Raw genomic sequence first — 25006 nt, 5'->3', positions numbered from 1 at the left:
TAAGGTTGGTAGCGTTATTATGCGTTTAATACTTACGCTGTTTGTGCTGCTGTTTACCCAGCTATTTCTAAACCTCGCGCATGCGTCGCCGCAGGCTCACGTCTCGGCTGAGCAAAAAAAAGGTCAAATCAGTCAGGCCAGCCCTGATGATCGTAAAAAACGTAAAGCTGATAAAAACATCAAAAAAACTAAAGTTGATAACAATAAAACCGCCAGTAAAAACAGCGCAAATAAAACAACGACCAACAGCGATAAGAAAAAAACAGCCGCCACAGCCAGCAAAACCATTAAGAAGAAAGCGCAAGAAGTTAGTAAACCCGCCAATAAGAAATTAAATAACAATAAAACGGTGGCGAATAAAACATCTCCTATTAAAACGGCGGCTAATAAAAAAGCCGCCGTGAGCAAAACAGAAAAAGTCGCTTATGGCCGTCACCGAAATAAGGCCCAAGGTAAAGCTGATACCGAATTAGCGGCAAATAATAAAATAAAGCTCACTCCTGCACATAAAAAACGCTACCAGCACGCCAAACAGACCGCAATGAGTAAACTGATGAAGCAAGTCGGCAAACCTTATCGTTGGGGCGGCACCTCGCCTAATACAGGTTTTGACTGCAGCGGGCTTATTTATTATGCCTATAAAGATGTCATCAGAATAAAAATGCCACGTACAGCGAATGAAATGTATCATTTACGTGATGCCGCTCCGGTAAAACGGGCTGAATTAGAAAGTGGTGATTTAGTATTCTTCAATATAGCCAACCGCGGTGTTGCTGATCATGTCGGGGTTTATTTAGGCAATGGTAAATTTATTCAGTCCCCACGAACCGGGGAAGAAATTCGCATCAGTATGCTCAATAATGACTATTGGCAAGATCATTATGTCGGCGCTCGTCGCGTCGTGACACCAAAAACCATCCGCTAATCTCGCAATCCGCACCCAGTGGCCTATTGGGTGCGCGGCCCTTCAATGACATTATTTCAGTGTCTAACCTTCAGCCATTCCCCATCAAACTGTATGGTTATATCTGTCATTCCTGTAGAAAGTTGTTAAGATTAATACCCACAACAAAAATACAACAATTACGATTTTAACCGCCCCTCACCCTTCTTAGCGATTGCTAATGATCGGATTTGAGGAGCAAACACCCTGAGCAACCCCGAAAGGAGAGAGCTATGTCTTTTGAATTACCGGCATTACCTTATGCACAAAATGCACTGGAACCGCACATTTCTGCTGAAACGCTGGAATACCATTACGGCAAGCACCACAACACCTATGTGGTCAACCTCAATAATCTGATTAAAGATACCGAGTTTGCCGGTAAAAGCCTGGAAGAGATTGTCAAAACCTCCAGCGGCGGCATCTTTAATAATGCAGCTCAAGTCTGGAATCACACCTTTTATTGGCACTGTTTGTCACCTAATGGTGGTGGCGAGCCAACAGGCAAAGTCGCCGAGGCCATTAATAAATCCTTCGGTTCTTTCGCTGAATTTAAAGCGCAATTTACTGATGCAGCAGTGAAAAACTTTGGTGCGGGCTGGACGTGGCTGGTCAAAAAAGCGGATGGCACTCTGGCTATTGTCAGTACATCCAATGCCGCCACACCGCTGACGACCCAAGATAAGCCGCTGTTGACTGTAGATGTATGGGAACACGCTTACTATATTGATTACCGTAATGCGCGACCAAAATATCTGGAGAACTTCTGGGCGCTGGTGAATTGGTCTTTCGTTGAGAAAAATTTAGCCTAATTCAGCAAAAGAAATAGTCAATCGTGTTGACGTGATACCCAATAGATTTCAAGTTGCAGATAGGTGGTTATAAAATAAGCCCAAGGAATTGAAATAACACAATGAGTTGGGTGAGTGAGGCGACCAGCAACCCTGTATTTTGAAAGATGGCGGGTATTTCTCTAGACATAATTAAGGGCGGATTAACCGCCCTACTTATCACTTCACACCGGCAAGCGGTTTAATTAATTCATGACCGCCACGAAGCTAAAAGCAATAATCATTGCCAGCGCACCAACAGTCGTAATCAGCGACATTTTCAGATTGGTATCCATAACAACTCCTCAGCCGGTTAATTTTTATACTCATCATACTTTCAGTAGCAATGGTGTTGGCTACGCGCAATCATCCGAATCATTTACGACAGTAAACTCACCGAGATTCATCCGCTTGCCACCTTCCTGCTACCCGCATTATTGAGAGTATAGTAGGGTAAAGGCACATAATTAGTGCGTTAAATTATTTTCCCACAGTTAAGAAAAAAAATCTTGTGCTCATTACGCACTTTATAACATTGATTACCTCTTCCACTTTTCCTCCAGATCAGCCAAAATTCGCAGTTCATAACTGTATGCCGACTAATAACGTCCAATAAATACTCTCAGACGACCATCTGACTTCGCTCTCCAGCCCACTATTGTGTTTCTGTCTGAGCGGTGTTCGAGTCATGCAGGCAAACGATTAACATAATACTGACCTGTTGTAACAGGTGAGCTTAGGAGTCATTCTTTTTATGGCAACGATTAAAGATGTGGCCAAACACGCGGGTGTGTCTACCACCACCGTTTCGCACGTTATCAATAAAACTCGTTTCGTCGCCGAAAATACTAAGGCCGCAGTGTGGGCGGCCATTAAAGAGCTGCATTATTCGCCCAGTGCTGTGGCCCGTAGCTTGAAAGTGAATCACACGAAATCAATTGGCTTGTTGGCAACATCCAGTGAAGCGCCCTATTTCGCTGAGGTGATCGAAGCAGTTGAAAATAGCTGTTATAGCAAAGGTTACACCCTGATTTTATGTAATTCACATAATAATCTGGATAAACAAAAAGCCTATCTGGCCATGCTGGCGCAAAAACGTGTCGATGGATTATTGGTGATGTGTTCTGAATATCCTGAGCAATTACTGGGAATGTTAGAAGATTATCGCAATATCCCCATGGTTGTGATGGACTGGGGTACTGCTCGCGGTGATTTTACCGACTCGATTATTGATAATGCTTTTGAAGGCGGCTATTTAGCCGGCCGTTATCTTATTGAGCGCGGTCATCGAGATATTGGCGCTATTCCTGGCCAATTATCCCGTAATACTGGCGGTGGTCGCCATCAGGGCTTCCTGAAAGCACTAGAGGAAGCCAATATCGAATTACGTGATGAGTGGGTGGTTCAGGGCGATTTTGAACCCGAATCCGGTTATAAGGCCATGCACCAAATTCTGACACAAAAACATCGCCCGACCGCGGTGTTCTGTGGCGGCGATATTATGGCCATGGGCGCAATATGTGCTGCGGATGAGTTGGGCCTGCGGGTGCCACAAGATATTTCGGTGATTGGCTATGACAATGTCCGTAATGCCCGGTATTTCTCACCTGCGCTGACCACAATTCATCAGCCAAAAGAGAGATTGGGCGAAACCGCTTTTGCCATGTTGCTCGACCGTATTATCAGTAAACGCGAAGACCCGCAAACAATTGAAGTGCATCCTAAGTTGGTTGAGCGCCGGTCTGTTGCTGATGGCCCATTCCGCGATTATCGCCGTTAATCTTGCCTATGCCGGTAGCGCCGCATGCTACCGGCAGCTAATCCTGCTGCCCGCCGCCCTACGTGACATCATTATCATCTTTTAACCACTCATTATTTAGCGTGACACTGTCACCCAAATACGCCAGCATCCATGCTAAGGCCGGTGAGTGATTATTCTGATCCCACGTCAAGCAACACGGGCTGTCAGGCAGGGGTTCTGTCAGTGTTAATACCGCCAATTTCCCTTGTTGAATCAATGGAGATACCATATGCGCAGGAACCATTCCGATACATAACCCTTCACACAAACAGTCGATTCCCGTCGCCCAATCCGGTGCGACCAATCGCTGTTGGTTATCTAATGTCCAAGTATCTCGTTTCGGCAAATTTCGCGCCGTATCTTCCAGGCACAATGAGGGATAAGGCCGCAGCTGGTCATCATTAAGCGGCCCGGTTAAATGGGCTAAGGGGTGATTAACACTCACCACACAAAGCCAGGTCAAGAAACCCATGTCGCGAAAGACAAACCGCCCACCAACAGGAATAGCGCGAGTTGCACCAATCGCCATATCAGCCTGCCCATCCACCAGCGCATCCCAGACACCATTAAACACCTCATAACGCACTCGCAGTTCGATATCGGGGAAATGGCGATAAAAATCCTGCACTAAACGACGGCTACGTTGTGGTTTGACGATTTTATCGACCACGATATTTAATTGCCCGCGCCAACCATTCGCGACTTGCTGACACTGGCGGCGTGTGCTATTCATTTTTTTGATAACATCTCGGGCTTCCTTGATAAAAACCCGGCCCGCTTCAGTCAATTCTACGTCCCGATGACGCCGCGTAAATAAGGGCACAGCCAACCATTCCTCTAATTGGCGCACGGTATAACTGACCGCAGACGGCACTCGGTGCAATTCTTGTGCGGCTGCGCTGAAACTTCCTGTACGCGCAACTGCATCCACCACATCCAATGAATATTCTGACCACATGATTTTTCGCCTCACGCACACGAAATAATTGATATCAATTTTTTTGATAGCATGTCGCAAATATTACCGTTTCACAACAGAATATCTCGCCGGATAGAATGCCCCCCGCCATTAATTTCAATGACAAAATTTTTGCCTGCAAAATTATAATTTAGCCAAAGTCATTGAGGCAGCAGATAGATAGCAAGCTTATTAAATAAAATTAACTGATATAAATCAGTTGATTGCATGCCAATCAGTGACGCGCAGATTGGCGCACGGCTTGCCGCGATCTCGTGGAGCTAAGGCTCGAGGGCGAGCCGAATAACGAGCAGAGCTATCCCCTGCGGTTTCAAGGACATAGGATATAAAGAGAAATAAAGAATGAAAACGTCTTCAAGTTTCATGTTCTATCTCGCCGGTTTGAGCATGTTGGGCTACCTGGCGACCGATATGTATTTGCCCGCCTTTGGCGCCATGCAGCAAGAACTGCAAACCTCCGCCGGTTTTATCAGTGCCAGTCTCAGCATTTTTCTCGCCGGTTTCGCTATCGCCCAGCTCGTCTGGGGGCCAGTTTCTGATAAATTAGGCCGTAAACCCGTGTTGTTAGCAGGGTTGAGTTTATTTGCCATTGGCTGTCTGGGGATTTTATGGGTTGAAACGGCAACACAATTACTGGTTCTGCGTTTTATTCAAGCAATTGGTGTCTGTTCTGCCGCCGTGAGCTGGCAAGCATTGGTCGTAGATCGCTATCGTGACGGCAAGGCCAACCGGGTGTTTGCGACCATTATGCCATTAGTGGCGCTATCCCCGGCGCTGGCCCCATTACTGGGCGCGTGGTTATTAAACCACTTCAGTTGGCGGTCAATTTTTGTAGTTTTATTGATAACCACATTGCTATTGCTTATCCCGACTGCATTGCTTAAAGAGCGGAAAAAGACCGCGTCAGACAGCGCAACTAACAGCAAAACTGCCCTTAGTTTCTGGCAGTTGCTCAAATTCCCGACTTTCAGCGGCAACGTGATGATGTTTGCTGCATGCAGCGCAGGATTTTTCGCCTGGCTAACCGGATCTCCGTTTATTTTAGGTGATATGGGATATAGCCCGAATGTCATTGGCTTGAGTTATGTTCCACAGACATTAGCTTTCCTGTTGGGGGGATTTAGTTGCCGCGCAGCACTGAGCCGAATGAAAGGCAACACCCTGCTACCGTGGTTGTTAGCCGGTTATGCTCTCAGCATGATTGCGCTCTATCTGATCGCAACGTTGACCACGCCTACACTGATTACCTTACTTATTCCATTCTGCTTAATGGCGCTGGTGAATGGTGCCTGCTACCCTATTATCGTAGCAAATGCATTAATGCCCTTTCCGGCCAATACGGGCAAAGCGGCCGCCTTGCAAAATACGCTGCAACTGGGCTTGTGTTTTATTGCCAGCATGTTGGTTTCGGCCTATATCAGCCAGCCCTTACTGGCTACCGTCACCGTGATGCTATCGACGGTCGTTTTGGCTGCATTGGGTTATGGCATCCATTGCTACGCGTTAAAGAAAGAAAAAAGCCATACTAACAGTGCTGACTATAATTGCGCGGAGTCATAATTCTCAATAGAAATAGTCACTAAGGAACATCGAGGCCGGGGGCGATTTATTATTGAGAAAGCATCCCGGCAAGCCTATACTCGATAAAACCGATTAGAATATCATTAAAAAAAAGCATTATCTTAAGCACTTTCTGAGCGCGTGGATTGCGTCACATTTACTCTTATGGATGAGTCACCCTAAATTAGGGTTTCTTCTTAATCTTCCTCTTTTACTCAAAGTCATTGAGGTTGCAGCCAGGCAGTAAGCGAATAACAAGTGGGTTACAAACCCTTTTGAACGGCGCTTGAATTGGCTCTTTGGGTGGGCCTCTGGTGAGGTTCATCAATCCGATAGCTTGCATAAGCAAGTGATTCGGATGGTGAGAGCCGCAAATACCGCTGCAACTTCAAGTACAAAGGGTATATCCGTAATGGATACCAGACACCAACTTTATTGGTATGTATTCGCGTGTAAAAGTGAATTGCGCGGGTCATAAGTCAGAAGAAAGTGATGGAGAAGCTATGAGTTCATCCTGTATAGAAGACCAGAGTATTCAAGAAAATCCGTGGTTCCGCATTGTTCAAGAAATGCTGAGCCGGGCTGATATTGAAATCAATGGCTCACGCCCCTTCGACATTAAAGTTAATAACCCAGACTTCTTTAAGCGGGTATTACAAGAAGGATCTTTGGCATTAGGTGAAAGTTATATGGATGGCTGGTGGGAATGTGACCGGCTGGATATTTTCTTCCAGCGGGTTCTCAGAGCTGGCTTAGAAAATCAACTTCCACACCATTTCAAAGATGTTTTACGGATTGCTGCCGCCCGTATTATCAATTTGCAGTCAAAGAAAAGAGCCTGGATTGTCGGTAAAGAACATTACGACCTGGGTAATGATCTGTTCAGCCTCATGCTCGACCCGAATATGCAATATTCTTGCGCTTATTGGAAAGATGCGACGACACTTGAGCAAGCTCAGGAAAACAAATTGCAGATGATCGGTGAGAAGCTGCAATTAGCGCCGGGCATGAAGTTGCTTGATATAGGTTGTGGCTGGGGCGGGCTTGCCGCATATGCTGCCCGCCATTTCGGGGTGTCAGTCACCGGTGTAACTATTTCAGCTGAACAACAAAAATTAGCGCAAAAACGTTGTGAAGGCTTGGATGTCACTATTTTATTGCAGGATTATCGTGATCTAAATGAGCAATTCGATCGCGTTGTCTCTGTGGGAATGTTCGAACATGTCGGGCCAAAAAACTATCGCACCTACTTTGATGTGGTTAAACGCAATTTGAAACCTGACGGATTATTCTTGTTGCATACCATCGGGGCTAATCGGACTGATTTGAGTGTTGACCCGTGGATTGATAAATATATTTTCCCCAATGGCTGCCTGCCCTCAGTACAGCATATAGCAAAAGCCAGTGAGCCTTATTTCATCATGGAAGACTGGCATAATTTCGGGGCTGATTATGACCGAACACTGATGGCGTGGTATGAACGTTTCCAAGCCGCATGGCCGACTTTAGCGGAGAATTACTCGCCGCGATTTGAGCGGATGTTTAGCTATTATCTGAATGCCTGTGCGGGTGCATTCCGCGCCAGAGACATTCAATTGTGGCAGGTATTATTCAGCCCAAATGGGGTAGACGGCGGTATTCGCGTTCCGCGTTAATCTCTTGAAACGTTATTTCTTAAAGCAGGAGGAATCGCCTCCTGCTTTTTATTATTCTATTCTCGAACAGCTTTTTCTGCGGCCACGACCATCTGATCTATATCGCGTTGCGCCAAGACGCGCTCAACGGTATCCACAACCGCCTGTGTTTGTGGATCTATCTCAATATTCACCCGATGCCCCAGGCGCTTTTTACCCAAAGTGGTGCGTGCCAGCGTTTCTGGAATTAAATGTACGCAAAAACGGTTTCCCACTACTTCACCAATAGTCAGGCTGATGCCATCAATACCAATAAAGCCTTTGTGTAATACATATTTCATCAAGTCAACATTTGGCATCCGGAACCAGATCTGACGATTATTTTCTGATGTATATATTTTGGCTATTTCAGCAGTACAAATAATGTGTCCGGACATAAGATGACCGCCAATTTCATCACTGAATTTAGCCGCCCGCTCCAGATTAACCACATCGCCAACTTTAATATCACCCAAATTGGTAATACGCAGGGTTTCCTTCATTAAATCAAAGCTGACTCGATTCCCGTCAACTTCTGTCACTGTCAAACAGCAACCATTGTGGGCCACAGAAGCCCCTAAGGCTAATTCAGGTAACATCTCACTTGGCATTTCTACCACATGGGTGCGGAAGTTGGACTTTTCCTCGATGGCAACCACTGGCGCGGTGCCTTGGACAATACCGGTAAACATACGCCATGCCTCTTGTCTGTTATCTATAGAAAGAAAATGTCATTACGCTAATTTTGCCTCAGAAGATAAGGAAAACCAAACCACTTACACTAAAAATCTGAATTCGAGGTATTTAGTTGATATTTAATTACAAGGATTGCTTAAGCTCGGTGAGAAGGTACAATCTTTTGTACTCTTTATGCTGCAAGAGTATGACGTTTTCCCGCTATTTTATTTATTGCTCAGTGCGATAAATAGTCGTTGTTGAAATTATAACTAGGTTATACCCCAGTCACGTCGAGATGCAGACTAGCGGCAACCGAGCAAATTCCCTGAAACTTAGGTAGCTAAGTGATTGGGATGAGTCAGGGTTCCCTGCATATTGAAGGGCAACGGGTAGAAAAAGGTGCATACGTGCAGAAGTATATCGTCGAAGCGCGTAGCTTATTGGCTCTCGCTATTCCTGTTGTTATCGCGCAATTGTCCCAAACTGCCATGGGCGTGGTTGATACTATAATGGCCGGTTCTGTCAGTGCGACAGATATGGCTGCCGTGGCGGTGGGAACCTCCATCTGGCTACCGGCAATTTTATTCGGTCACGGATTATTGTTAGCACTGACACCCACCGTCGCGCAACTTAATGGCTCAGGGCGACGCAACCAGATTGCTCATCAGGTCCGGCAAGGGTTTTGGCTGGCATTATGTGTTTCACTGCTCATTATGGTGGTTATCTATAATAGCGACCACGTCATTAAGCAGATGCACAATATTGACCCGGTGCTGGCCGATAAAGCGGTTGGTTTCTTGCATGCCATTATGTGGGGTGCGCCCGGCTACCTCTTTTTCCAGGTATTACGCAATCAGTGTGAAGGGTTGTCCAAAACCAAACCTGGGATGGTCATTGGTTTTATTGGCTTACTGGTCAATATTCCGATTAACTATATTTTCATCTACGGTAAGTTTGGTGCGCCGGCATTAGGCGGCGTTGGGTGCGGCGTAGCCACCGGGACCGTTTACTGGGTGATGTTCCTGATGATGCGCTGGTATGTCACTCGCGCCCGCTCACAGCAAGATATCAAGCTGGAAAAAGGGTTTGCTGCACCAGACTGGCAGGTGATGAAACGCCTTGGTGGCCTTGGATTGCCCGTGGCGCTGGCACTGTTTTTCGAAGTTACCTTGTTCGCCGTTGTGGCCTTGTTGGTTTCACCGCTGGGTATTGTCGCCGTGGCTGGGCACCAAATTGCACTCAACTTTAGCTCATTAATGTTTATGTTGCCGATGTCACTGAGTGTCGCGGCGACCATTCGCGTGGGCTTTCGCCTCGGACAAGGGTCTGTTGAAAATGCCAAAGTGGCCGCTTATACCAGTATTGCGGTGGGTTTAATGCTCGCGTGTGTCACCGCAGTGTTTACGGTGGTGTTTCGTGAACATATTGCCCTGCTGTATAACAAAACGCCTGAAGTCGTGGTGATGGCCTCACATCTTATGCTGCTAGCGGCGCTTTACCAATTATCGGATGCTATTCAGGTGATCGGCAGCGGTGTATTACGCGGTTATAAAGATACTCGCTCAATCTTCTTTATTACCTTTACTGCATATTGGCTACTGGGGCTTCCAAGTGGTTATATACTGGGGCTGACCGATTATATTGTGCCGGCTATGGGGCCAAGTGGTTTCTGGATTGGGTTCGTTATCGGCCTCACCTCGGCGGCCATATTAATGGCGTTGCGTATCCGTTGGTTACAAAAACAGCCAGCCGCTTTGATTCTACAAAAAGCCGCACACTAATAGCCCATTATTCTGGGCATTAATTGCTGGAGCCGATGCCGGCAGTTAATGCCCAAGTAAATGAGAAAAGATGGAGAAAAAAACAGCGCAATGAGTAAAAGCGCAGCAATTACGTGAGTTTGCGGTGAATATTACGTTTTTCCCCTTGCCAGCAGACGGGCGGCTCGTTAATATTCGTCCCCGCTGTCAGGCAATGATGGTTGGTAATAAGAGTAGAAGTCAGGGGTAAGCTACCCGGTAGAATGTGCGTCCGTAGCTCAGTTGGTTAGAGCACCACCTTGACATGGTGGGGGTCGATGGTTCGAGTCCATTCGGACGCACCAACATATCGTGTTACCCGAAGTGCTAAGAGTATAATGCGCGTCCGTAGCTCAGTTGGTTAGAGCACCACCTTGACATGGTGGGGGTCGATGGTTCGAGTCCATTCGGACGCACCACTCTCTGGTACTTTTCAGCAATATCAGATTGATAGTCTCCTATGCGTTCTTAGCTCAGTTGGTTAGAGCACCACCTTGACATGGTGGGGGTCGATGGTTCGAGTCCATTAGAACGCACCATTTCGTTATTCTCGATTTTCTCTCCCGTTAATCACTCCCTTGTTCGAATCCCTTAAATAACTCACATGGCTTTCTACAAAATTCATGCGTTTACTTGTTAAAATTGTTAAAATTTTTTTTTGTTGCGCAACAACCCCGGCATTATTGTAAGAGTTTGCGCGACTAATGGCCCGTTTTTATAAAAAACGGCAATGAGTTTCTGTTTTCTATTTCATTTCCCATTACTTACCGCTTATAATACGAACCGTCGTTTCAGTTGAATGGTTTCAGCATCTTGATCTGCCGATACGCTAAAAAAATACAACTCACATTTACGCCATCGTATACCGATCATGCGTTTAGCCTCGTGCTAAAGTTTTCCGCTCAATTTCCGCAACTGTCATCTATTCTTAGTAATGCTTTGCTTCTTGGTCACGTTTCGCTACACCAGACACTAATCAAATCTCACTCCGTTGCTGTAAATAACGGAACATTCGCTTTTTATCCATCACAACTTGTAGAAAAAATCCGTCATGAAAAAGACTAAAATTGTTTGTACTATCGGCCCAAAAACTGAATCCGAAGAAATGCTGACGAACCTGCTGAATGCAGGTATGAACGTTATGCGCTTGAACTTCTCTCACGGTGACTATCAAGAACATGGTCAACGTATCAAGAATATCCGTGCTGTTATGGCAAAAACTGGCTTGAAAGCCGGTATCTTGCTGGACACCAAAGGGCCTGAAATCCGCACCATGAAATTGGAAGGCGGCAAAGACGCGGCTCTGGTTGCAGGTCAAACCTTCACTTTCACGACAGACCAAAGTGTGATTGGCAACAACAACATCGTTGCTGTCACCTACCCGGGTTTTGCCGCTGACCTGAAAATTGGCAACACCGTGTTGGTTGACGATGGTTTGATCGGCATGGAAGTGACTGAAGTCACTGAAAGCACTGTGGTCTGTAAAGTGCTGAACAACGGTGATTTGGGTGAAAACAAAGGCGTTAACTTGCCAGGCGTTTCTATCCAACTGCCAGCATTGGCTGAAAAAGATAAAGCTGACTTGATCTTTGGTTGTGAGCAAGGTGTGGACTTCGTTGCGGCCTCCTTTATCCGTAAACGTTCAGACGTATTGGAAATTCGCGAACACCTGAAAGCTCATGGTGGCGAGCACATCCAAATCATCTCCAAGATTGAAAACCAGGAAGGTCTGAATAACTTCGACGAAATCCTGGAAGCATCCGACGGTATCATGGTTGCCCGTGGTGACCTGGGTGTTGAAATCCCGGTTGAAGAAGTTATCTTCGCGCAGAAGATGATGATTGAGAAATGTAACCGCGCACGTAAAGTTGTTATCACTGCAACTCAGATGCTCGATTCCATGATCAAAAACCCACGCCCTACCCGCGCAGAAGCTGGCGACGTTGCTAACGCCATTCTCGACGGTACAGATGCCGTGATGCTGTCTGGTGAAAGTGCTAAGGGTAAGTACCCATTAGAGTCTGTCACCATCATGGCGACCATTTGTGAGCGTACAGACCGTATCATGCCTAGCCGCATCGAATCGCTGAACGACAACCGCAAAATGCGTATTACTGAAGCCGTTTGCCGTGGTGCGGTAGAAACCGCAGAAAAACTGGAAGCCAAAGTAATTGTTGTAGCGACTGGCGGCGGTAAATCTGCCAAATCAGTACGTAAATACTTCCCAACGGCCACCATTTTGGCGCTAACCACTAATGACACCACTGCACGTCAGCTAATTCTGACCAAAGGTGTGATGACTCAGTTGGTCAATGAGATTGCTTCAACAGATGACTTCTACCGTATCGGTAAAGAAGCCGCTCTGGCTAGCGGTCTGGCACAAAAAGGTGACGTCGTCATTATGGTTTCTGGCGCATTAGTGCCAAGTGGCACCACCAATACTTCTTCCGTGCACGTTTTATAATCGTAACGCACGACCAAACGCTAATTAAAAACGCCGCTTTCAATAGCGGCGTTTTCTTTTTAAACACGTCAAAATAAACTTTTCGAAAGTCCATTTTACCCCAAGCCCACTAAAGCCATTTTTCTGAGTAGGACTTATCTGAAAGAATCCGGCTGTTTTGCCTCGTTTTTTTAACTTTTTTTTAAAACAAGATGCTTCTTTGAGCGAACGATCAAAATAAACCCCTCTAATACTAAAAATTTATTCTCTTTCGAAAAAACTTTGTGTAATACTTGTAACGCTACATGGAGATTAACTTAATCTAGAGGGTGTTAATAATGAATCGTACTAAACTTGTACTGGGCGCGGTAATTCTGGCTTCTACTATGCTGGCTGGTTGTTCAAGCAATGCTAAAATCGATCAACTGTCTTCTGACGTTCAGACTCTGAACGCTAAAGTTGACCAACTGAGCAACGACGTGAACGCAATCCGTTCAGACGTTCAAGCAGCTAAAGACGATGCAGCACGTGCTAACCAACGTCTTGACAACCAAGCTCACGCTTACAAGAAGTAATATTACTTCCTGAATGAAAAATGGCGCACATTGTGCGCCATTTTTTTTGCCTCGTAGAAACTCGTTCTGATTGTTACCTTCCCTGAAATCCTCTGTCTGTCCTTACGACATGGTCATCATCGACGCATTTCACAGTACACAAGTGCTATAAAAAATTTTGCCACGACACCTTGATGGCTGTCGTGGCAAAAATAGCACTGCTTAAGACTTAGTTTGCAGCGGAGTAAACCGGGCCTGGCTGGACCAATTTAGGGATTGCTGGTTCAGCAGAGGGTTCTTCAGTCTGCGGTTGGGCCTGTTGCTCGCCCTGAGGCGCTACAGCAGCCGGAGCTTGCGCAGGGGCAGTCTCACCTACGGTTACGATAACCGGCATGCCAGCACGGCGTACAATCGCTTCCTGAACTACTTGCGCATCAGTCTGGCCGTCGTTAATAAACTTCTGCAGGCTGCTGCTGATTGCAATTGGCATTGTTTGTGGGTCATCACTGTCTACACGAGACAATGGCTGATGAACTTCCACATAACGTTTACCATCGGGTTCAACGGAATATTTGACTGGCTCATTGATGATTTGCACGCGAGTACCTTTAGGTACTGATTTGAACAGCGCTTCAATATCACCTGGGCGCAAACGAATACAACCCGAGCTAACACGCATGCCGATACCAAAGTTGGCGTTAGTACCATGAATCAGGTACTCACCACCACCCGCAGCCAAACGCATGGCAAACAGGCCCATAGGGTTTTCCGGCCCCGCAGGAACGACGGCTGGTAAGGTGACGCCGTCAGCCAGGTAGTGCTTACGGATATTGGCTGTTGGTGTCCAGGTTGGGTTCGGGATCTTCTGGCTGACAGATGTGGTCATGGTTGGGGTATTACGCCCTAACTGGCCGATACCGATTGGGTACACAATCACTTTGTTCTGGTCTTTAGGGTAATAATAAAGACGCAGTTCAGCCAGGTTGATGACGATACCTTCACGTGGGGTATCCGGCAGCAACATCTGAGTCGGGATAGTTAACACTGAACCCGGCAAAGGCAAATACGGGTCAGCACCTGGGTTTGCTTCCAACATCCCCAACAAACCGATTTTATAATCGGCAGCAATAGCCTCAAGCGGACGGCCATCATTTGGAACGGTATAAGTAGTATTTTCACCAATCAGACGACTATTGGCTGGTGGCAGAGGATACTCGGTCGCATTGGCAGCAGTGATACTTCCCGCCAGACAAGTTGCGAATAACATACCAATCAAAGTTAATGCACGTTTCATGCTTAGTTCCTACATCACTTCTTAAAATTCGGTTTACACGGCTATCTACGTTAATTTTAGCAGCCAATAATAAGGCCACCATATAGTAACAGCCCTTATTATAAAGGCAATTTATATCTCTAAAAATCAAGGTGTTACAATGTAATTTATTGTGCTTTTCCCAGCATGATGCCTGATTTAAGCTGCTGAAATTTCACCATTTTAATACTGTGACTGATGACGCAAAAATACTCAGTCACCGATGAATAAAGCACAAAATGTTGGCGGAGTTTAGTGGGTTTTTAAGGTGGCCGCTTTCGCACGAATCGCACGAATCATGGCTTCAAGCCCTTGGGAGCGCGAGGGAGTCAGATGCTGACTTAGCGCTAAATCGGCAAAAAATGGCCGAACGTCCAAATCCACGATCTGTTGCGGGGTCAAACCCTGATAGAGAATAAAGACCACGGCAACCAAACCTTTGACGATAGCGGCATCACTGTCACCCGCAAAAATCACCTGCCCCTCGGTTGACTGCGTCATGGCGATCCAGACCTGACTTTGGCAACCGGAAATAAGATTCTCGGGCTGGCGCTGTTGCTCAGTTAGCGGCGGCAACTGTGCGCCCAGCTCAATAACATACAAGTATTTCTCTTCCCAATTTAAGCAACGGGAAAAGTTACGAATCAATTTATCTTTATCTGGCAAACCCGCCATAACATGCTTCCTGTTCTTGAATAAACGCCAAAATAAAAGCCGACTGTCTAAAATGATAGTCGGCTTCAGGGGGCATTGTCGCGGACTGTCTGCGCTTAGCCCAGCAATTTTTCGATGCGTTGTAGCCCACTGACCAGCCGGTCAACTTCTTCGCGGGTATTATAAAGTGCCAGTGATGCGCGGCACATGCTCGGCACCTGGTAAAACGCCATTAGCGGCATGGCGCAATGATGCCCGGTACGAATAGCAATCCCGTATTGATCAAGGAAACTGCCGACATCATAAGCATGATGCTGGCCCAGATTGAAAGCAATAACCCCTGCCCGCTTGGCCGGGCCGTAAATTTTCAAACTCGGGATCTGGCTCAGTTGCTCCAATGCATACTGCATCAGCGACTCTTCATACTGCTGTATATGGGTCAGACCTAACTGATTCACATAACTGATAGCCGCACCCAGCCCCAAAATTCCGGCGGTATTCGGCGAGCCCGCTTCAAAACGCCACGGCGCGTCAGCAAATGTGGTGCCTTGTGTCAGGCTGACGGTTTTAATCATCGAGCCGCCCCCTTCCCATGGTGGCATTTGCTGTAATAATTCGCCCTTGCCGTACAAAATGCCAATACCCGATGGGCCATACAATTTGTGGCCCGAGAACACATAGAAATCACAGCCCAGCGCTTGTACATCCACGGGTTGATGCATGATGGCTTGTGCGCCATCCACCAGCACCACCAAGCCCGCAGCTTTAGCTTGCGCGACGATGTCTTTGATAGGATTCACCGTCCCCAACACATTGGAAACCTGAGTGATAGCCAGTAATCGGGTGGTGTTATCAATCAAACTGGCCAACGCGGTGAGCTCAAGCTCACCTGTTGCCGTCAGCGGCCAAACACGGATTTCAATACCGATATCTTTTGCCAGCATCTGCCAAGGCACGATATTGGCGTGATGCTCCATCTCGGTGATGATGATGCTGTCACCGGCTTGCAGGTAATGGCGACCATAACTGTTAGCCACCAAATTAATGGCCTCAGTCGTACCTTTAACAAAAACAATCTCTTCGACCGCCGCGGCATTGATAAAACCGGCAACCTGACTGCGAACAGCCTCCATCTGTTGGGTTGCGTCGGCACTCAGGGTGTGGATACCCCGATGCACCGCCGCATAACTTTCGCTATAAAAGTTAAGTTCTCTATCAATAACCACTTGTGGCTTCTGTGCGCTGGCGGCGCTGTCCAAATACGCCAGCGGCTGGCCATTAACCTCACGGCTAAGCAGTGGAAAATCGGCTCTGACCTGTTCAATTGGGAAATTCATAGCGTCTCCCTGGCCAGCCGCTCAGCAATTCGTGCCAACACCACTTTGCGAATGGACTCATTGTGGATGGCTTCGGTCAATTCGGCAGCAAAAGCAAAAATAATCATTTGCTGTGCATCCGCTTGATTGATACCTCGCGATTGCAGATAAAACAGTTGCTCCGTGTCAATGCGCCCAACGGTGGCCCCGTGGCTGCATTTCACGTCATCGGCGTAGATTTCCAGTTGGGGCTTGGTATCCACTTCAGCCAACTTGCTCAGCAACAAGTTATTGTTGGTCATCTGACCGTCGGTTTTTAGTGCGTGCTGAGCCACTTTAATCATGCCATTAAAGACCGCTTTCCCCCGCTCACGCACTATGGTTTTATGCAGTTGGCGGCTTTCACAATAGCCCTTGTTATGTTCCAGATAAGTGCGGGTGTCACAAATTTCGCGCCCTATTGGCAACAACAGACTGTTAATGGATAACGTGGCGCCCTCACCATTTAACTGGGCGCTGGTATTGTGGCGGGTTAGCCCTGCGCCGAGCAAGAAACTATAACTCCTAGCCCGCGCATCGCGGCTAAGGACGATATCATTATGGGCAAAATGGTAACTTTGAGGAGCTTCAAATGCCAGTTTGCAATGGCTCAACTCGGCGTTGTCGCCCACTGAAATCGTCAGCCGCGCGCCGGTAAAATGGGGCCGCTCATTGAGGCTAACAAAATGCTCAATGACCTCGGCCTGTGCGCTCGCCTCAATCGCCAAATGGTGACGGTAATGACTGGTATTCACGAAATCAGAACCATTGCCTGAACTGATATGCAGCAGATAAAGCGGCTTATCACTGTGTTTCCCGGCAGGTAACCGGATGTGTAAGCATTGCTGAGCCAGGCTTTCGGTCAGATGTAAAAAGACTTCCGATTGAATAGCCGCCGGAAACTGAGCATTTTCAGTGAGATGTGTCAGTTGGTAAGGGCCGCATTCGCTGTCACTCAATTCTGGAGCATATCGCCCATCAATGAAAACCACACGATGGGCATCTTTGATCAACGAAAAATCATCCCGCTGAGCCGCCGTGACTTCCGCCGCGCTGGCAAAGCTGAAATTGTGCGCGAGTAACCGCTCCAGTGGCGTATATTTCCAATCTTCATGCTTGATGCTGGGGAAACCCAATGTCAGCACCTGTTGCCAATGCGCCGTAGCTTCAGCGCCCTTGCCACTTTGGTGCTGTTTAAACAGTTGACCAAAATGCATCAAGGCATCAGTGCGCTGTTTTTCAAGAATACGCTGCTGTTCCAGCATATTACTGTTGGTCGGTAAGCCAGCCATAGCCTTGCTCCTCCAACTGTTTCACCAGTGTGAAATCACCAGATTTAATAATTCGCCCCTGATACAACACATGCACAAAGTCAGGTTTGACGTAATCAAGGATACGCTGATAGTGAGTGACAATAATAAATGCGCGATCTTGATTACGCAGCGAGTTCACCCCGTTGGCGACAATTTTCAGCGCATCAATATCCAGGCCGGAGTCAGTTTCATCCAGAATGCATAATGAAGGCTCCAGTGCTGCCATCTGCAAGATATCGTTGCGTTTTTTCTCACCGCCAGAGAAACCCACGTTAACTGAGCGCGTCAGCAAATCTGCGGGCATTTTCAGCAACTCAATTTTCTCTTCGATGAAATCGGCAAAATCAAAACGATCCAGTGGTTCTTGTTGGCGATATTTGCGCACCGCATTGACCGCAGTTTGCAGGAAGAAATGGTTGCTGACGCCCGGAATCTCTACTGGATACTGGAAAGCCAGAAAAACCCCTTCGCCCGCGCGATCTTCCGGGGCCAACTCCAGTAAGTCTTTCCCTTTGAATAGCACGCTACCGTCAGTGACTTCATATTCTTCACGCCCGGCTAACGCCGCAGACAAGGTACTTTTCCCAGAGCCGTTTGGCCCCATAATGGCATGCACTTCACCGGGTTTGATCTCCAGATTCAAACCTTTGAGAATCTCGTTACCTTCAACACTGACTTTTAAATTCTTAATGCTTAACATAGGTTTCCTTGGTGCGCAGAAGCGCAAAACTCTGCGGATACTGATTCAACTCACGCTTAACCAACACTGTGTTCCAAGCTGATGGCTAACAATTTCTGTGCTTCGACGGCGAATTCCAGTGGCAATTCGGAGAACACGTCCTTACAGAAACCATTAACAATCATTGAGATGGCATCATCTTCGCTGATACCGCGCTGCAAACAATAGAACAGTTGGTCGTCGCCAATTTTTGAAGTTGTCGCCTCGTGCTCTAACTGCGCCGTGTTATTGCGCACTTCCACATAAGGGAAGGTATGCGCTCCGGAATCCGGGCCAATGAGCATCGAATCACATTGCGTGAAATTACGGGCGTTATCCGCACCGGGTAAGATTTTTACCAGTCCACGATAAGTATTTTGGCTGTGTCCGGCGGAAATCCCTTTGGCGATAATGGTTGATTTGGTGTTTTTGCCAATATGGATCATCTTGGTGCCGGTGTCCGCTTGCTGATGACCATTGGTCAGTGCGACGGAGAAAAACTCCCCAATGGAGTTATCGCCCTGCAAAATCACACTGGGGTATTTCCAGGTAATGGCCGAGCCGGTCTCAGATTGGGTCCACGACATTTTGGAACCCTCGCCTTCACACAGCGCCCGTTTCGTCACAAAATTAAGAATGCCGCCGGTACTGTCAGCCCCCGCAAACCAGTTCTGGACAGTCGAGTATTTCACTTCGGCATTTTTGTGCAAAATGACCTCAACCACCGCCGCATGCAATTGATAGCTATCACGAACTGGTGCAGAACACCCTTCGATATAACTGACATAACTGCCTTCGTCAGCAATCAGAATGGTGCGCTCAAACTGGCCTGTTTTGGCCGCATTAATGCGGAAATAGGTGGATAACTCCATTGGGCAGCGCACACCTTTGGGCACGTAGACGAAGGTGCCGTCAGAGGCGACTGCTGCATTTAGCGCGGCAAAAAAGTTATCTTTGGGCGGAACCACGGACCCCAAATACTGGCGCACTAAATCTGGGTATTCCTGAATGGCTTCACCGAATGAACAGAAAATAATGCCTTGTTCAGCCAGTTTCCCACGGTAAGTCGTCGCCACAGAAACCGAGTCAAAAATAGCATCAACGGCCACCTCAGACCCTTCACGCACCGGCACCCCTAGCTGGGCAAAGGCAGATTCCACCTCAGCGGTAAGGTACTCATTCATCTCGTGTTCAGACAAGTCTCGTGGTGCTGCGCTGTCGGCAGACGATTGCTGTACCGCACCGGGCTGCGAATCACAGCTATCATCACAACTGCCACATGATGGTGCCGAGTAATAGCTGTAATCCTGATAATCCAGACTCTTATAATGTGCTTTCAGCCAGTGCGGCTCTTCCATTTCCAGCCAGCCTCGATAAGCCCCGAGACGAAATTCCAACATCCATTCGGGTTCATTACGTTTGGCTGAAATGGCGCGAATGACATCCTCATTGATGCCCTTAGCCAACTCATCAGTCGCAAGTTGTGTAAAAAAACCTTCTTTGTAGCGACCATCGCTGACCCAAGCCTGCACATCATCTGGAACTTCTACATTGCTTCGTGTCATTTCGTTTACATCGCTCAAACGCCAAAGCTCTCGCCGCACCCGCAGGAATGCTGAGCTTTAGGATTATTAAATTTAAAAATCTGATTGAGTCCTTCGCGGACATAATCCACCTCGGTGCCATCGATAAATGGCATCGCTTTCAACGGCACGTAAAGTCGGGCGCTACCTTGCTCGAAAACCAGTGCGTCGCTAGCTGGCTCCTTAGCCATATCCATGACATAAGCAAAACCGGCACACCCGGATTGCTTGACCCCAAGCTGCAACCCTTTTATTTCAGGGTCTTGCTGCATGAGCCGCGTAATTTGTGCTGCTGCACTGTCTGTTATCGTAACGCCTTGCCAAACATTATCATCGAGGGAAAACGTCCCGACTGATTCCTGTTGCATATGCCCTACCTTATCTTTAATCACTTAACGATTAGCTGGCTGATTATAAGTAAATCAACACAGATTGTTCACAATGGTAGTGATAATAATTATCACTTCAACCGTTTGTTTTGCAGGGATATTAAGAAAAGTGCCGTTTAGCCCCCAAATGAGGCGGCAACGAATGAGCATGCTGCGATGGCCGGAGAAGTTTGGATAAACAAGTACACTTTTATCGCCATGAAATAAAAGAATAATTATGACAGCGATGCTCGAATCCCTTGCTATATCAGAGGCTAATCATCGTTAGCCCCTGTCTTTTTAAACATTCATAAAAAATACCTATTTCTCCATTAACTTTAGCTGAAAACCCCCTCAGGTGAAACCTATCAGAGAGATTCGCCGCATTTATCGGATAAACAAAATTATTAGGGGGCGAAATAAGAGGAAAACGATGGGGGATTTACATTGCTCCAGGCCAACAAATAGCCCGGAGCAATATATAGACTTGTATTATTGAGGGTTATTCCGTGGGCGATAGCACCGCAGTTGTTAAGCGGGAAGTACAACACAGGCGATTTTGTTGATCAAAAATCTCAATCTGCCAAACCTGATGACGGCGGCCGACATGAATAGCACGACAACAACCACGAACCTTTCCAGACCGCACGGCTTTCAGGTGATTGGCATTGATCTCCAACCCCACTATATGCTGCCCCTCAGTGGTACATAAATACCCGGCCATTGAACCCAGTGATTCCGCCAACACCACTGACGCCCCGCCATGCAGCAGGCCAAAGGGTTGCGTTGTCCGGTTATCTACCGGCATAGTGGCTTCCAGTTCGTCATCGGAAAGTCGTGTAAATTCAATGCCTAAATGCCCGACCATGCAATCTTGGCTCTGTTGATTTAGCTGTTCCAGTGTCGCCGTGCGTTTCCATAACATCCACGATCCCTCTCATTAGTGAGTTATAGCCTTTGCCGAGCATTAAACCAGTTCAAGCAGCGCCTGCAATGGATGCCGCAGCCCGTTGCCTTCAATGCGCTTAACTTGACTGCGGCAAGAATAACCGGTGGCCAAACAACGTTTACTCGGCAACTTTTGCAATGCCTGCTGCCAGGATAATGCATAAATACCTAATGAATTATCGATGTTTTTTGCTTCGTGACCATAGGTTCCGGCCATGCCACAGCAGCCAACGCTGATATTTTCCAGCTTAGCACCATAGCGGGAAAATATCGAAGCCCAGTGCTGGCTACTGGCAGGCAGTGCGGTGGTTTCGGTGCAATGGCCGAACAGATACCAAGATTCACCGGTCATTTGTTGTTCGGGCAGTTCAACCACTGCCACCTGTAGCCACTCATGAACCAGTTGCACATTAAAATCACCCCGGCTATCACCCAGAATCTCTTTATATTCATCGCGATAACACAGCACCAGCGCCGGATCAACCCCGACCATTGGCATCCCCAATAAAGCAATGCGATTCAGAAAATCTGCGGTTTTCCGCGCCGTTTTGGCAAAACGTTGCAGGAACCCTTTGATATGCTGCGCTTTACCGTTGGGCGAGAATGGTAGCAATACCGGATTGAACCCCAGTTTCTCCACCAGCCGGACAAAATCGGCCACAACCTGGGCATCGTAGTAACTGGTAAAGGGGTCTTGCACTATTAAGACATGCTGGCTGCGCTCAGACTCGGGCAGTTTTTCCAACTGTTCCAATGTCATAGTGCTGGCATAATGACCGGATAATGACTGCTTCAATGTTGGGCTGGAAAGCTGCGGGAGATCCACCATGCCGATGCTTTTGCGGCTTAACGCGCCAACCCAAGGTTGCTTGAGGAAGAAGTTAAACACTTTGGGCGCTTTAGCCATCAACGGGGCATAGTCTTCCACCCCCGCGACAACATAATCACGCAGCGGACGATGATAGCGAGTGTGATACAACTGCAAGAAGCGGGAGCGGAACCCCGGCACATCAATCTTTATCGGGCATTGCGTCGAGCAAGCTTTACATGCCAGGCAACCGGACATCGCGTCTTTGACTTCATGAGAGAAATCATAATCCCCTTTGCTGGCATGCCAGGTATTTCGCGTTTTTTCGATTAACCCGCGTAAACTCGGCCGCTTAGTCGCCAGCCCATTCTCCAACGCCACCGGGTCAACCCCTTGCTCGGATAGCAGCCGTAACCATTCGCGCACCAAAGTTGCCCGCCCTTTTGGCGAGTGAATTCGGTCACCGGTTATCTTCATTGACGGGCACATTGGGCTACGAGCATCAAAGTTGAAACATAACCCGTTGCCATTGCACTCCATCGCCCCACGAAATGAGGTTCTGACATCCAAAGGAATACGCCGGTCCATGGTGCCGCGTTTATCCGGCGAGTCGACTTTCATCATCGGAGCATCGCTACCCAATGGAGAGCAAATCTTCCCCGGATTGAGCCGGTTATCGGGGTCAAATGCTGATTTTATCTGTCGCAATTCATGATAAAGCACGTCACCAAAGAACTCAGGGCTGTATTCTGCACGGAATCCTTTACCATGCTCGCCCCACAACAACCCGCCATAGCGCGCCGTCAACTGCACCACTTGGTCCGAAATCTGCTTCATCAGCATTTCTTGCTGCGGAGAGCACATATCCAGTGCTGGACGGACATGCAACACCCCCGCGTCTACATGCCCAAACATGCCATAGGTCAGATGATGACTATCCAATAATTGACGAAATTCAACGATATAATCGGCTAAATGTTGTGGCGGCACACAGGTATCTTCGGCAAATGGGATAGGTTTAGCCCGCCCTTTACTGTTTCCGAGCAACCCTACCGCCTTTTTGCGCATACCATAAATACGCTCAATTCCGGCTAAATCACTGCAAATCTGATAGCCAATCACCCCGCCCTCACTGGCCGCCATTAAATCGTCCAACCGCTGACAAAGGGACTCCATTTGGCTGTCAATCAGCGCCTTATCATCACCAGCGAACTCAACAATGTTCAGCCCCAGCATCTCTTTATCAGGAACATCAGTAATCAGTTCTTTGACCGAGTGCCAAACAATATCCTCTTTCGCCAGATTGAGGACTTTGGAGTCTACGGTTTCCACCGACAGCGCTTTGGCTTCCACCATAAAAGGGGCATTGCGCAGTGCGGAATCAAAAGAGTCATACTTCACATTCACTAAGCGGCGAACCTTCGGCAGCGGCGTAATATCCAATGTCGCCTCGGCAATAAAGGCAAGCGTACCTTCAGAGCCGGTTAGAATGCGAGTTAAATCAAATATTTGCAGATCATCACTGAACACGTGACGCAAGTCATAACCCGTCAGGAAGCGATTTAATTTAGGAAATTTCTCCAGAATGAGCGCGCGTTGGTCACGACAGCGATTGAGCACGGTCTGGTAAATTCGGCCGGTGACGGAATCCTCCTGCGCAATCGTTTGTGCCAGCGACGTCGGCATCGCGCGGGTGTCCAACATCTCACCACCCAGTAAAATAGCGCGCAGCCCAAGGACATGGTCGGACGTTTTGCCATAGACCAAGGAGCCCTGACCGGAGGCATCCGTGTTAATCATGCCCCCCAATGTGGCGCGATTACTGGTAGATAATTCCGGTGAGAAGAAATAGCCAAATGGCCGCAGGTATTGATTAAGCTGGTCTTTAATGACGCCAGCTTCAACCCGCACCCAACCTTGCTCGACATTGATCTCGAGTATCCGGTTCATATGGCGTGACATATCCACCACAATACCCGTGTTCAATGCCTGGCCATTCGTCCCGGTTCCGCCACCGCGTGGGGTGAAGACCAATGATTTAAAATTCTCCTGCCCGGCCAAACGGCCAATTAATGCAACATCCGCAGTTGAACGCGGAAAAATGACAGCATCGGGCAGCAGTTGATAAATACTGTTGTCTGTCGCCATTGTCAGGCGATCGGCATAATTAGTGGCGTTATCGCCGGTAAATCCGTTTTGCTTCAAAGCATCCAAAAAATCCAGCACCAATTGAATAACGCCCGGCGCTTGAGAAATCTGTGGGATCATTAGTGTGACCCTATCTATAGTGTGTTTGTTTTAAGAACTGTTCGCTGAAAGATTATCTGCTAGCAATCACCTTTGTCGAACGATTTATACCAATACAGAATGATGCGAAAGTGATGGCTATCCGCTAAGGTCAAATACAGTCATAAACTATTCAGTATCAAAATTTTATATTGCACAAATAATAGTCAAAACATCAACAAGGCGCGCTATTTAGACACTTTTCCTGTTATCAAATTTATATTATGCCGAGCGCCTTGCCATTTTTAGATAAAATTGCAGGAGTAAAACTCAAGTGATCTGTTAAAAACGGGGGAAATACACCATGATTACTCCTAAGGCTTAATGAGATTGGTGCAAATACCTCATTAGTGCAGAATCTAATGAGTAAAGAGAAAACAGTGCGATGGCCACCTTGCCAT

Annotated in this window: 20 protein-coding genes and 3 tRNA genes; 11 read left to right on the top strand and 12 right to left on the bottom strand. The window is 47.5% G+C overall.

The window, feature by feature from the left end; all coding sequences use genetic code 11:
• Positions 1 to 19 precede the first annotated feature (19 nt).
• Positions 20 to 925, top strand: a complete 906-nt coding sequence (locus F0T03_RS10140; protein ID WP_159678172.1) for a C40 family peptidase — start codon at positions 20 to 22, stop codon at positions 923 to 925.
• A gap of 251 nt (positions 926 to 1176) precedes the next feature.
• Positions 1177 to 1755 (top strand): superoxide dismutase [Fe], encoded by a 579-nt coding sequence (sodB, locus tag F0T03_RS10135; protein ID WP_159678171.1) that lies wholly within the window; start codon positions 1177 to 1179, stop codon positions 1753 to 1755.
• Between the two features lie 224 nt (positions 1756 to 1979).
• Here the strand turns inward: sodB and cydH are convergent, their stop codons facing one another.
• Positions 1980 to 2069, bottom strand: a complete 90-nt coding sequence (gene cydH / locus F0T03_RS10130; RefSeq protein WP_016266160.1) for a cytochrome bd-I oxidase subunit CydH — start codon at positions 2067 to 2069, stop codon at positions 1980 to 1982.
• A 458-nt stretch (positions 2070 to 2527) separates the two neighbouring features.
• On the opposite strand from cydH, the gene purR reads away from it, so the two are divergent.
• Positions 2528 to 3553, top strand: a complete 1026-nt coding sequence (gene purR / locus F0T03_RS10125; RefSeq protein ID WP_145556689.1) for an HTH-type transcriptional repressor PurR — start codon at positions 2528 to 2530, stop codon at positions 3551 to 3553.
• A 58-nt stretch (positions 3554 to 3611) separates the two neighbouring features.
• On the opposite strand, the gene punR is transcribed toward purR, so the two are convergent.
• A complete protein-coding gene (punR, locus tag F0T03_RS10120) occupies positions 3612 to 4532 on the bottom strand; it encodes a DNA-binding transcriptional activator PunR (protein WP_159678170.1) in 921 nt (306 codons plus the stop codon).
• 363 nt (positions 4533 to 4895) lie between these two features.
• Between punR and punC the strand changes: the two genes are divergently transcribed.
• Complete coding sequence (gene punC, locus F0T03_RS10115) at positions 4896 to 6113, top strand: purine nucleoside transporter PunC (protein WP_145556691.1); 1218 nt, start codon at positions 4896 to 4898, stop codon at positions 6111 to 6113.
• 503 nt (positions 6114 to 6616) lie between these two features.
• Positions 6617 to 7768, top strand: coding sequence for a cyclopropane fatty acyl phospholipid synthase (cfa, locus tag F0T03_RS10110; RefSeq protein ID WP_145556692.1), 1152 nt, complete (start codon positions 6617 to 6619; stop codon positions 7766 to 7768).
• Between the two features lie 56 nt (positions 7769 to 7824).
• Here cfa and F0T03_RS10105 read toward each other — a convergent pair whose 3' ends face one another.
• Positions 7825 to 8478, bottom strand: coding sequence for a riboflavin synthase subunit alpha (locus F0T03_RS10105; protein WP_159678169.1), 654 nt, complete (start codon positions 8476 to 8478; stop codon positions 7825 to 7827).
• 393 nt (positions 8479 to 8871) lie between these two features.
• On the opposite strand from F0T03_RS10105, the gene F0T03_RS10100 reads away from it, so the two are divergent.
• From F0T03_RS10100 to F0T03_RS10075, 6 genes are all read left to right on the top strand, one after another.
• Positions 8872 to 10245, top strand: coding sequence for an MATE family efflux transporter (locus F0T03_RS10100; protein WP_145556729.1), 1374 nt, complete (start codon positions 8872 to 8874; stop codon positions 10243 to 10245).
• 246 nt (positions 10246 to 10491) lie between these two features.
• Positions 10492 to 10568, top strand: a tRNA-Val gene (locus F0T03_RS10095).
• Between the two features lie 37 nt (positions 10569 to 10605).
• Positions 10606 to 10682, top strand: a tRNA-Val gene (locus F0T03_RS10090).
• Positions 10683 to 10725: 43 nt separating this feature from the next.
• Positions 10726 to 10802: transfer RNA gene (locus tag F0T03_RS10085), tRNA-Val, on the top strand.
• Between the two features lie 512 nt (positions 10803 to 11314).
• Entirely contained in the window at positions 11315 to 12727 is a 1413-nt protein-coding gene (pykF, locus tag F0T03_RS10080; protein WP_159678168.1) for a pyruvate kinase PykF, read from the top strand.
• A gap of 317 nt (positions 12728 to 13044) precedes the next feature.
• A complete protein-coding gene (locus tag F0T03_RS10075) occupies positions 13045 to 13281 on the top strand; it encodes a major outer membrane lipoprotein (RefSeq protein ID WP_005165631.1) in 237 nt (78 codons plus the stop codon).
• A 208-nt stretch (positions 13282 to 13489) separates the two neighbouring features.
• Here the strand turns inward: F0T03_RS10075 and F0T03_RS10070 are convergent, their stop codons facing one another.
• The 9 genes from F0T03_RS10070 to ydiJ all read right to left on the bottom strand — a co-directional run bounded on the left by F0T03_RS10070 (position 13490) and on the right by ydiJ (position 24587).
• Positions 13490 to 14554, bottom strand: coding sequence for a L,D-transpeptidase family protein (locus tag F0T03_RS10070; RefSeq protein WP_145556695.1), 1065 nt, complete (start codon positions 14552 to 14554; stop codon positions 13490 to 13492).
• Positions 14555 to 14824: 270 nt separating this feature from the next.
• A complete protein-coding gene (gene sufE, locus F0T03_RS10065; RefSeq protein ID WP_159678167.1) occupies positions 14825 to 15247 on the bottom strand; it encodes a cysteine desulfuration protein SufE in 423 nt (140 codons plus the stop codon).
• Positions 15248 to 15342: 95 nt separating this feature from the next.
• Positions 15343 to 16563 (bottom strand): cysteine desulfurase SufS, encoded by a 1221-nt coding sequence (sufS, locus tag F0T03_RS10060; protein ID WP_159678166.1) that lies wholly within the window; start codon positions 16561 to 16563, stop codon positions 15343 to 15345.
• Complete coding sequence (gene sufD, locus F0T03_RS10055; protein ID WP_159678163.1) at positions 16560 to 17873, bottom strand: Fe-S cluster assembly protein SufD; 1314 nt, start codon at positions 17871 to 17873, stop codon at positions 16560 to 16562. The genes sufS and sufD overlap by 4 nt, the downstream gene beginning before the upstream one ends.
• A complete protein-coding gene (sufC, locus tag F0T03_RS10050) occupies positions 17848 to 18594 on the bottom strand; it encodes a Fe-S cluster assembly ATPase SufC (protein ID WP_145556699.1) in 747 nt (248 codons plus the stop codon). The genes sufD and sufC overlap by 26 nt, the downstream gene beginning before the upstream one ends.
• Positions 18595 to 18650: 56 nt before the next feature.
• On the bottom strand, positions 18651 to 20177 hold the full coding sequence (gene sufB, locus F0T03_RS10045; protein WP_159678160.1) for a Fe-S cluster assembly protein SufB: 1527 nt from the start codon (positions 20175 to 20177) through the stop codon (positions 18651 to 18653).
• A 14-nt stretch (positions 20178 to 20191) separates the two neighbouring features.
• Positions 20192 to 20563: a Fe-S cluster assembly scaffold SufA gene (sufA, locus tag F0T03_RS10040; protein WP_145556701.1), complete on the bottom strand. Its 372-nt coding sequence runs from the start codon at positions 20561 to 20563 to the stop codon at positions 20192 to 20194.
• A gap of 502 nt (positions 20564 to 21065) precedes the next feature.
• Complete coding sequence (locus F0T03_RS10035) at positions 21066 to 21488, bottom strand: hotdog fold thioesterase (RefSeq protein ID WP_159678158.1); 423 nt, start codon at positions 21486 to 21488, stop codon at positions 21066 to 21068.
• A gap of 42 nt (positions 21489 to 21530) precedes the next feature.
• Complete coding sequence (gene ydiJ, locus F0T03_RS10030) at positions 21531 to 24587, bottom strand: D-2-hydroxyglutarate dehydrogenase YdiJ (RefSeq protein ID WP_159678155.1); 3057 nt, start codon at positions 24585 to 24587, stop codon at positions 21531 to 21533.
• Positions 24588 to 25006: the final 419 nt, after the last annotated feature.

The sequence above is a fragment of the Yersinia canariae genome (assembly GCF_009831415.1).
GTDB classification, from domain to species: domain Bacteria; phylum Pseudomonadota; class Gammaproteobacteria; order Enterobacterales; family Enterobacteriaceae; genus Yersinia; species Yersinia canariae.
The sequence above is the reverse complement of the archived record's forward strand: the minus strand, read 5'-3'. Positions and strand labels throughout refer to the sequence as shown.

Coding starts and splice junctions, on each gene's coding strand:
- F0T03_RS10105 (WP_159678169.1), bottom strand. CDS start 8,478: ATGTTTACCGGTATTGTCCAAGGCACCGCGCCAGTGGTTGCCATCGAG.
- sufS (WP_159678166.1), bottom strand. CDS start 16,563: ATGAATTTCCCAATTGAACAGGTCAGAGCCGATTTTCCACTGCTTAGC.
- sodB (WP_159678171.1), top strand. CDS start 1,177: ATGTCTTTTGAATTACCGGCATTACCTTATGCACAAAATGCACTGGAA.
- F0T03_RS10140 (WP_159678172.1), top strand. CDS start 20: ATGCGTTTAATACTTACGCTGTTTGTGCTGCTGTTTACCCAGCTATTT.
- sufD (WP_159678163.1), bottom strand. CDS start 17,873: ATGGCTGGCTTACCGACCAACAGTAATATGCTGGAACAGCAGCGTATT.
- pykF (WP_159678168.1), top strand. CDS start 11,315: ATGAAAAAGACTAAAATTGTTTGTACTATCGGCCCAAAAACTGAATCC.
- cfa (WP_145556692.1), top strand. CDS start 6,617: ATGAGTTCATCCTGTATAGAAGACCAGAGTATTCAAGAAAATCCGTGG.
- F0T03_RS10035 (WP_159678158.1), bottom strand. CDS start 21,488: ATGTTATGGAAACGCACGGCGACACTGGAACAGCTAAATCAACAGAGC.
- sufE (WP_159678167.1), bottom strand. CDS start 15,247: ATGGCGGGTTTGCCAGATAAAGATAAATTGATTCGTAACTTTTCCCGT.
- cydH (WP_016266160.1), bottom strand. CDS start 2,069: ATGGATACCAATCTGAAAATGTCGCTGATTACGACTGTTGGTGCGCTG.
- punC (WP_145556691.1), top strand. CDS start 4,896: ATGAAAACGTCTTCAAGTTTCATGTTCTATCTCGCCGGTTTGAGCATG.
- F0T03_RS10075 (WP_005165631.1), top strand. CDS start 13,045: ATGAATCGTACTAAACTTGTACTGGGCGCGGTAATTCTGGCTTCTACT.
- purR (WP_145556689.1), top strand. CDS start 2,528: ATGGCAACGATTAAAGATGTGGCCAAACACGCGGGTGTGTCTACCACC.
- sufC (WP_145556699.1), bottom strand. CDS start 18,594: ATGTTAAGCATTAAGAATTTAAAAGTCAGTGTTGAAGGTAACGAGATT.
- F0T03_RS10070 (WP_145556695.1), bottom strand. CDS start 14,554: ATGAAACGTGCATTAACTTTGATTGGTATGTTATTCGCAACTTGTCTG.
- sufA (WP_145556701.1), bottom strand. CDS start 20,563: ATGCAACAGGAATCAGTCGGGACGTTTTCCCTCGATGATAATGTTTGG.
- sufB (WP_159678160.1), bottom strand. CDS start 20,177: ATGACACGAAGCAATGTAGAAGTTCCAGATGATGTGCAGGCTTGGGTC.
- ydiJ (WP_159678155.1), bottom strand. CDS start 24,587: ATGATCCCACAGATTTCTCAAGCGCCGGGCGTTATTCAATTGGTGCTG.
- punR (WP_159678170.1), bottom strand. CDS start 4,532: ATGTGGTCAGAATATTCATTGGATGTGGTGGATGCAGTTGCGCGTACA.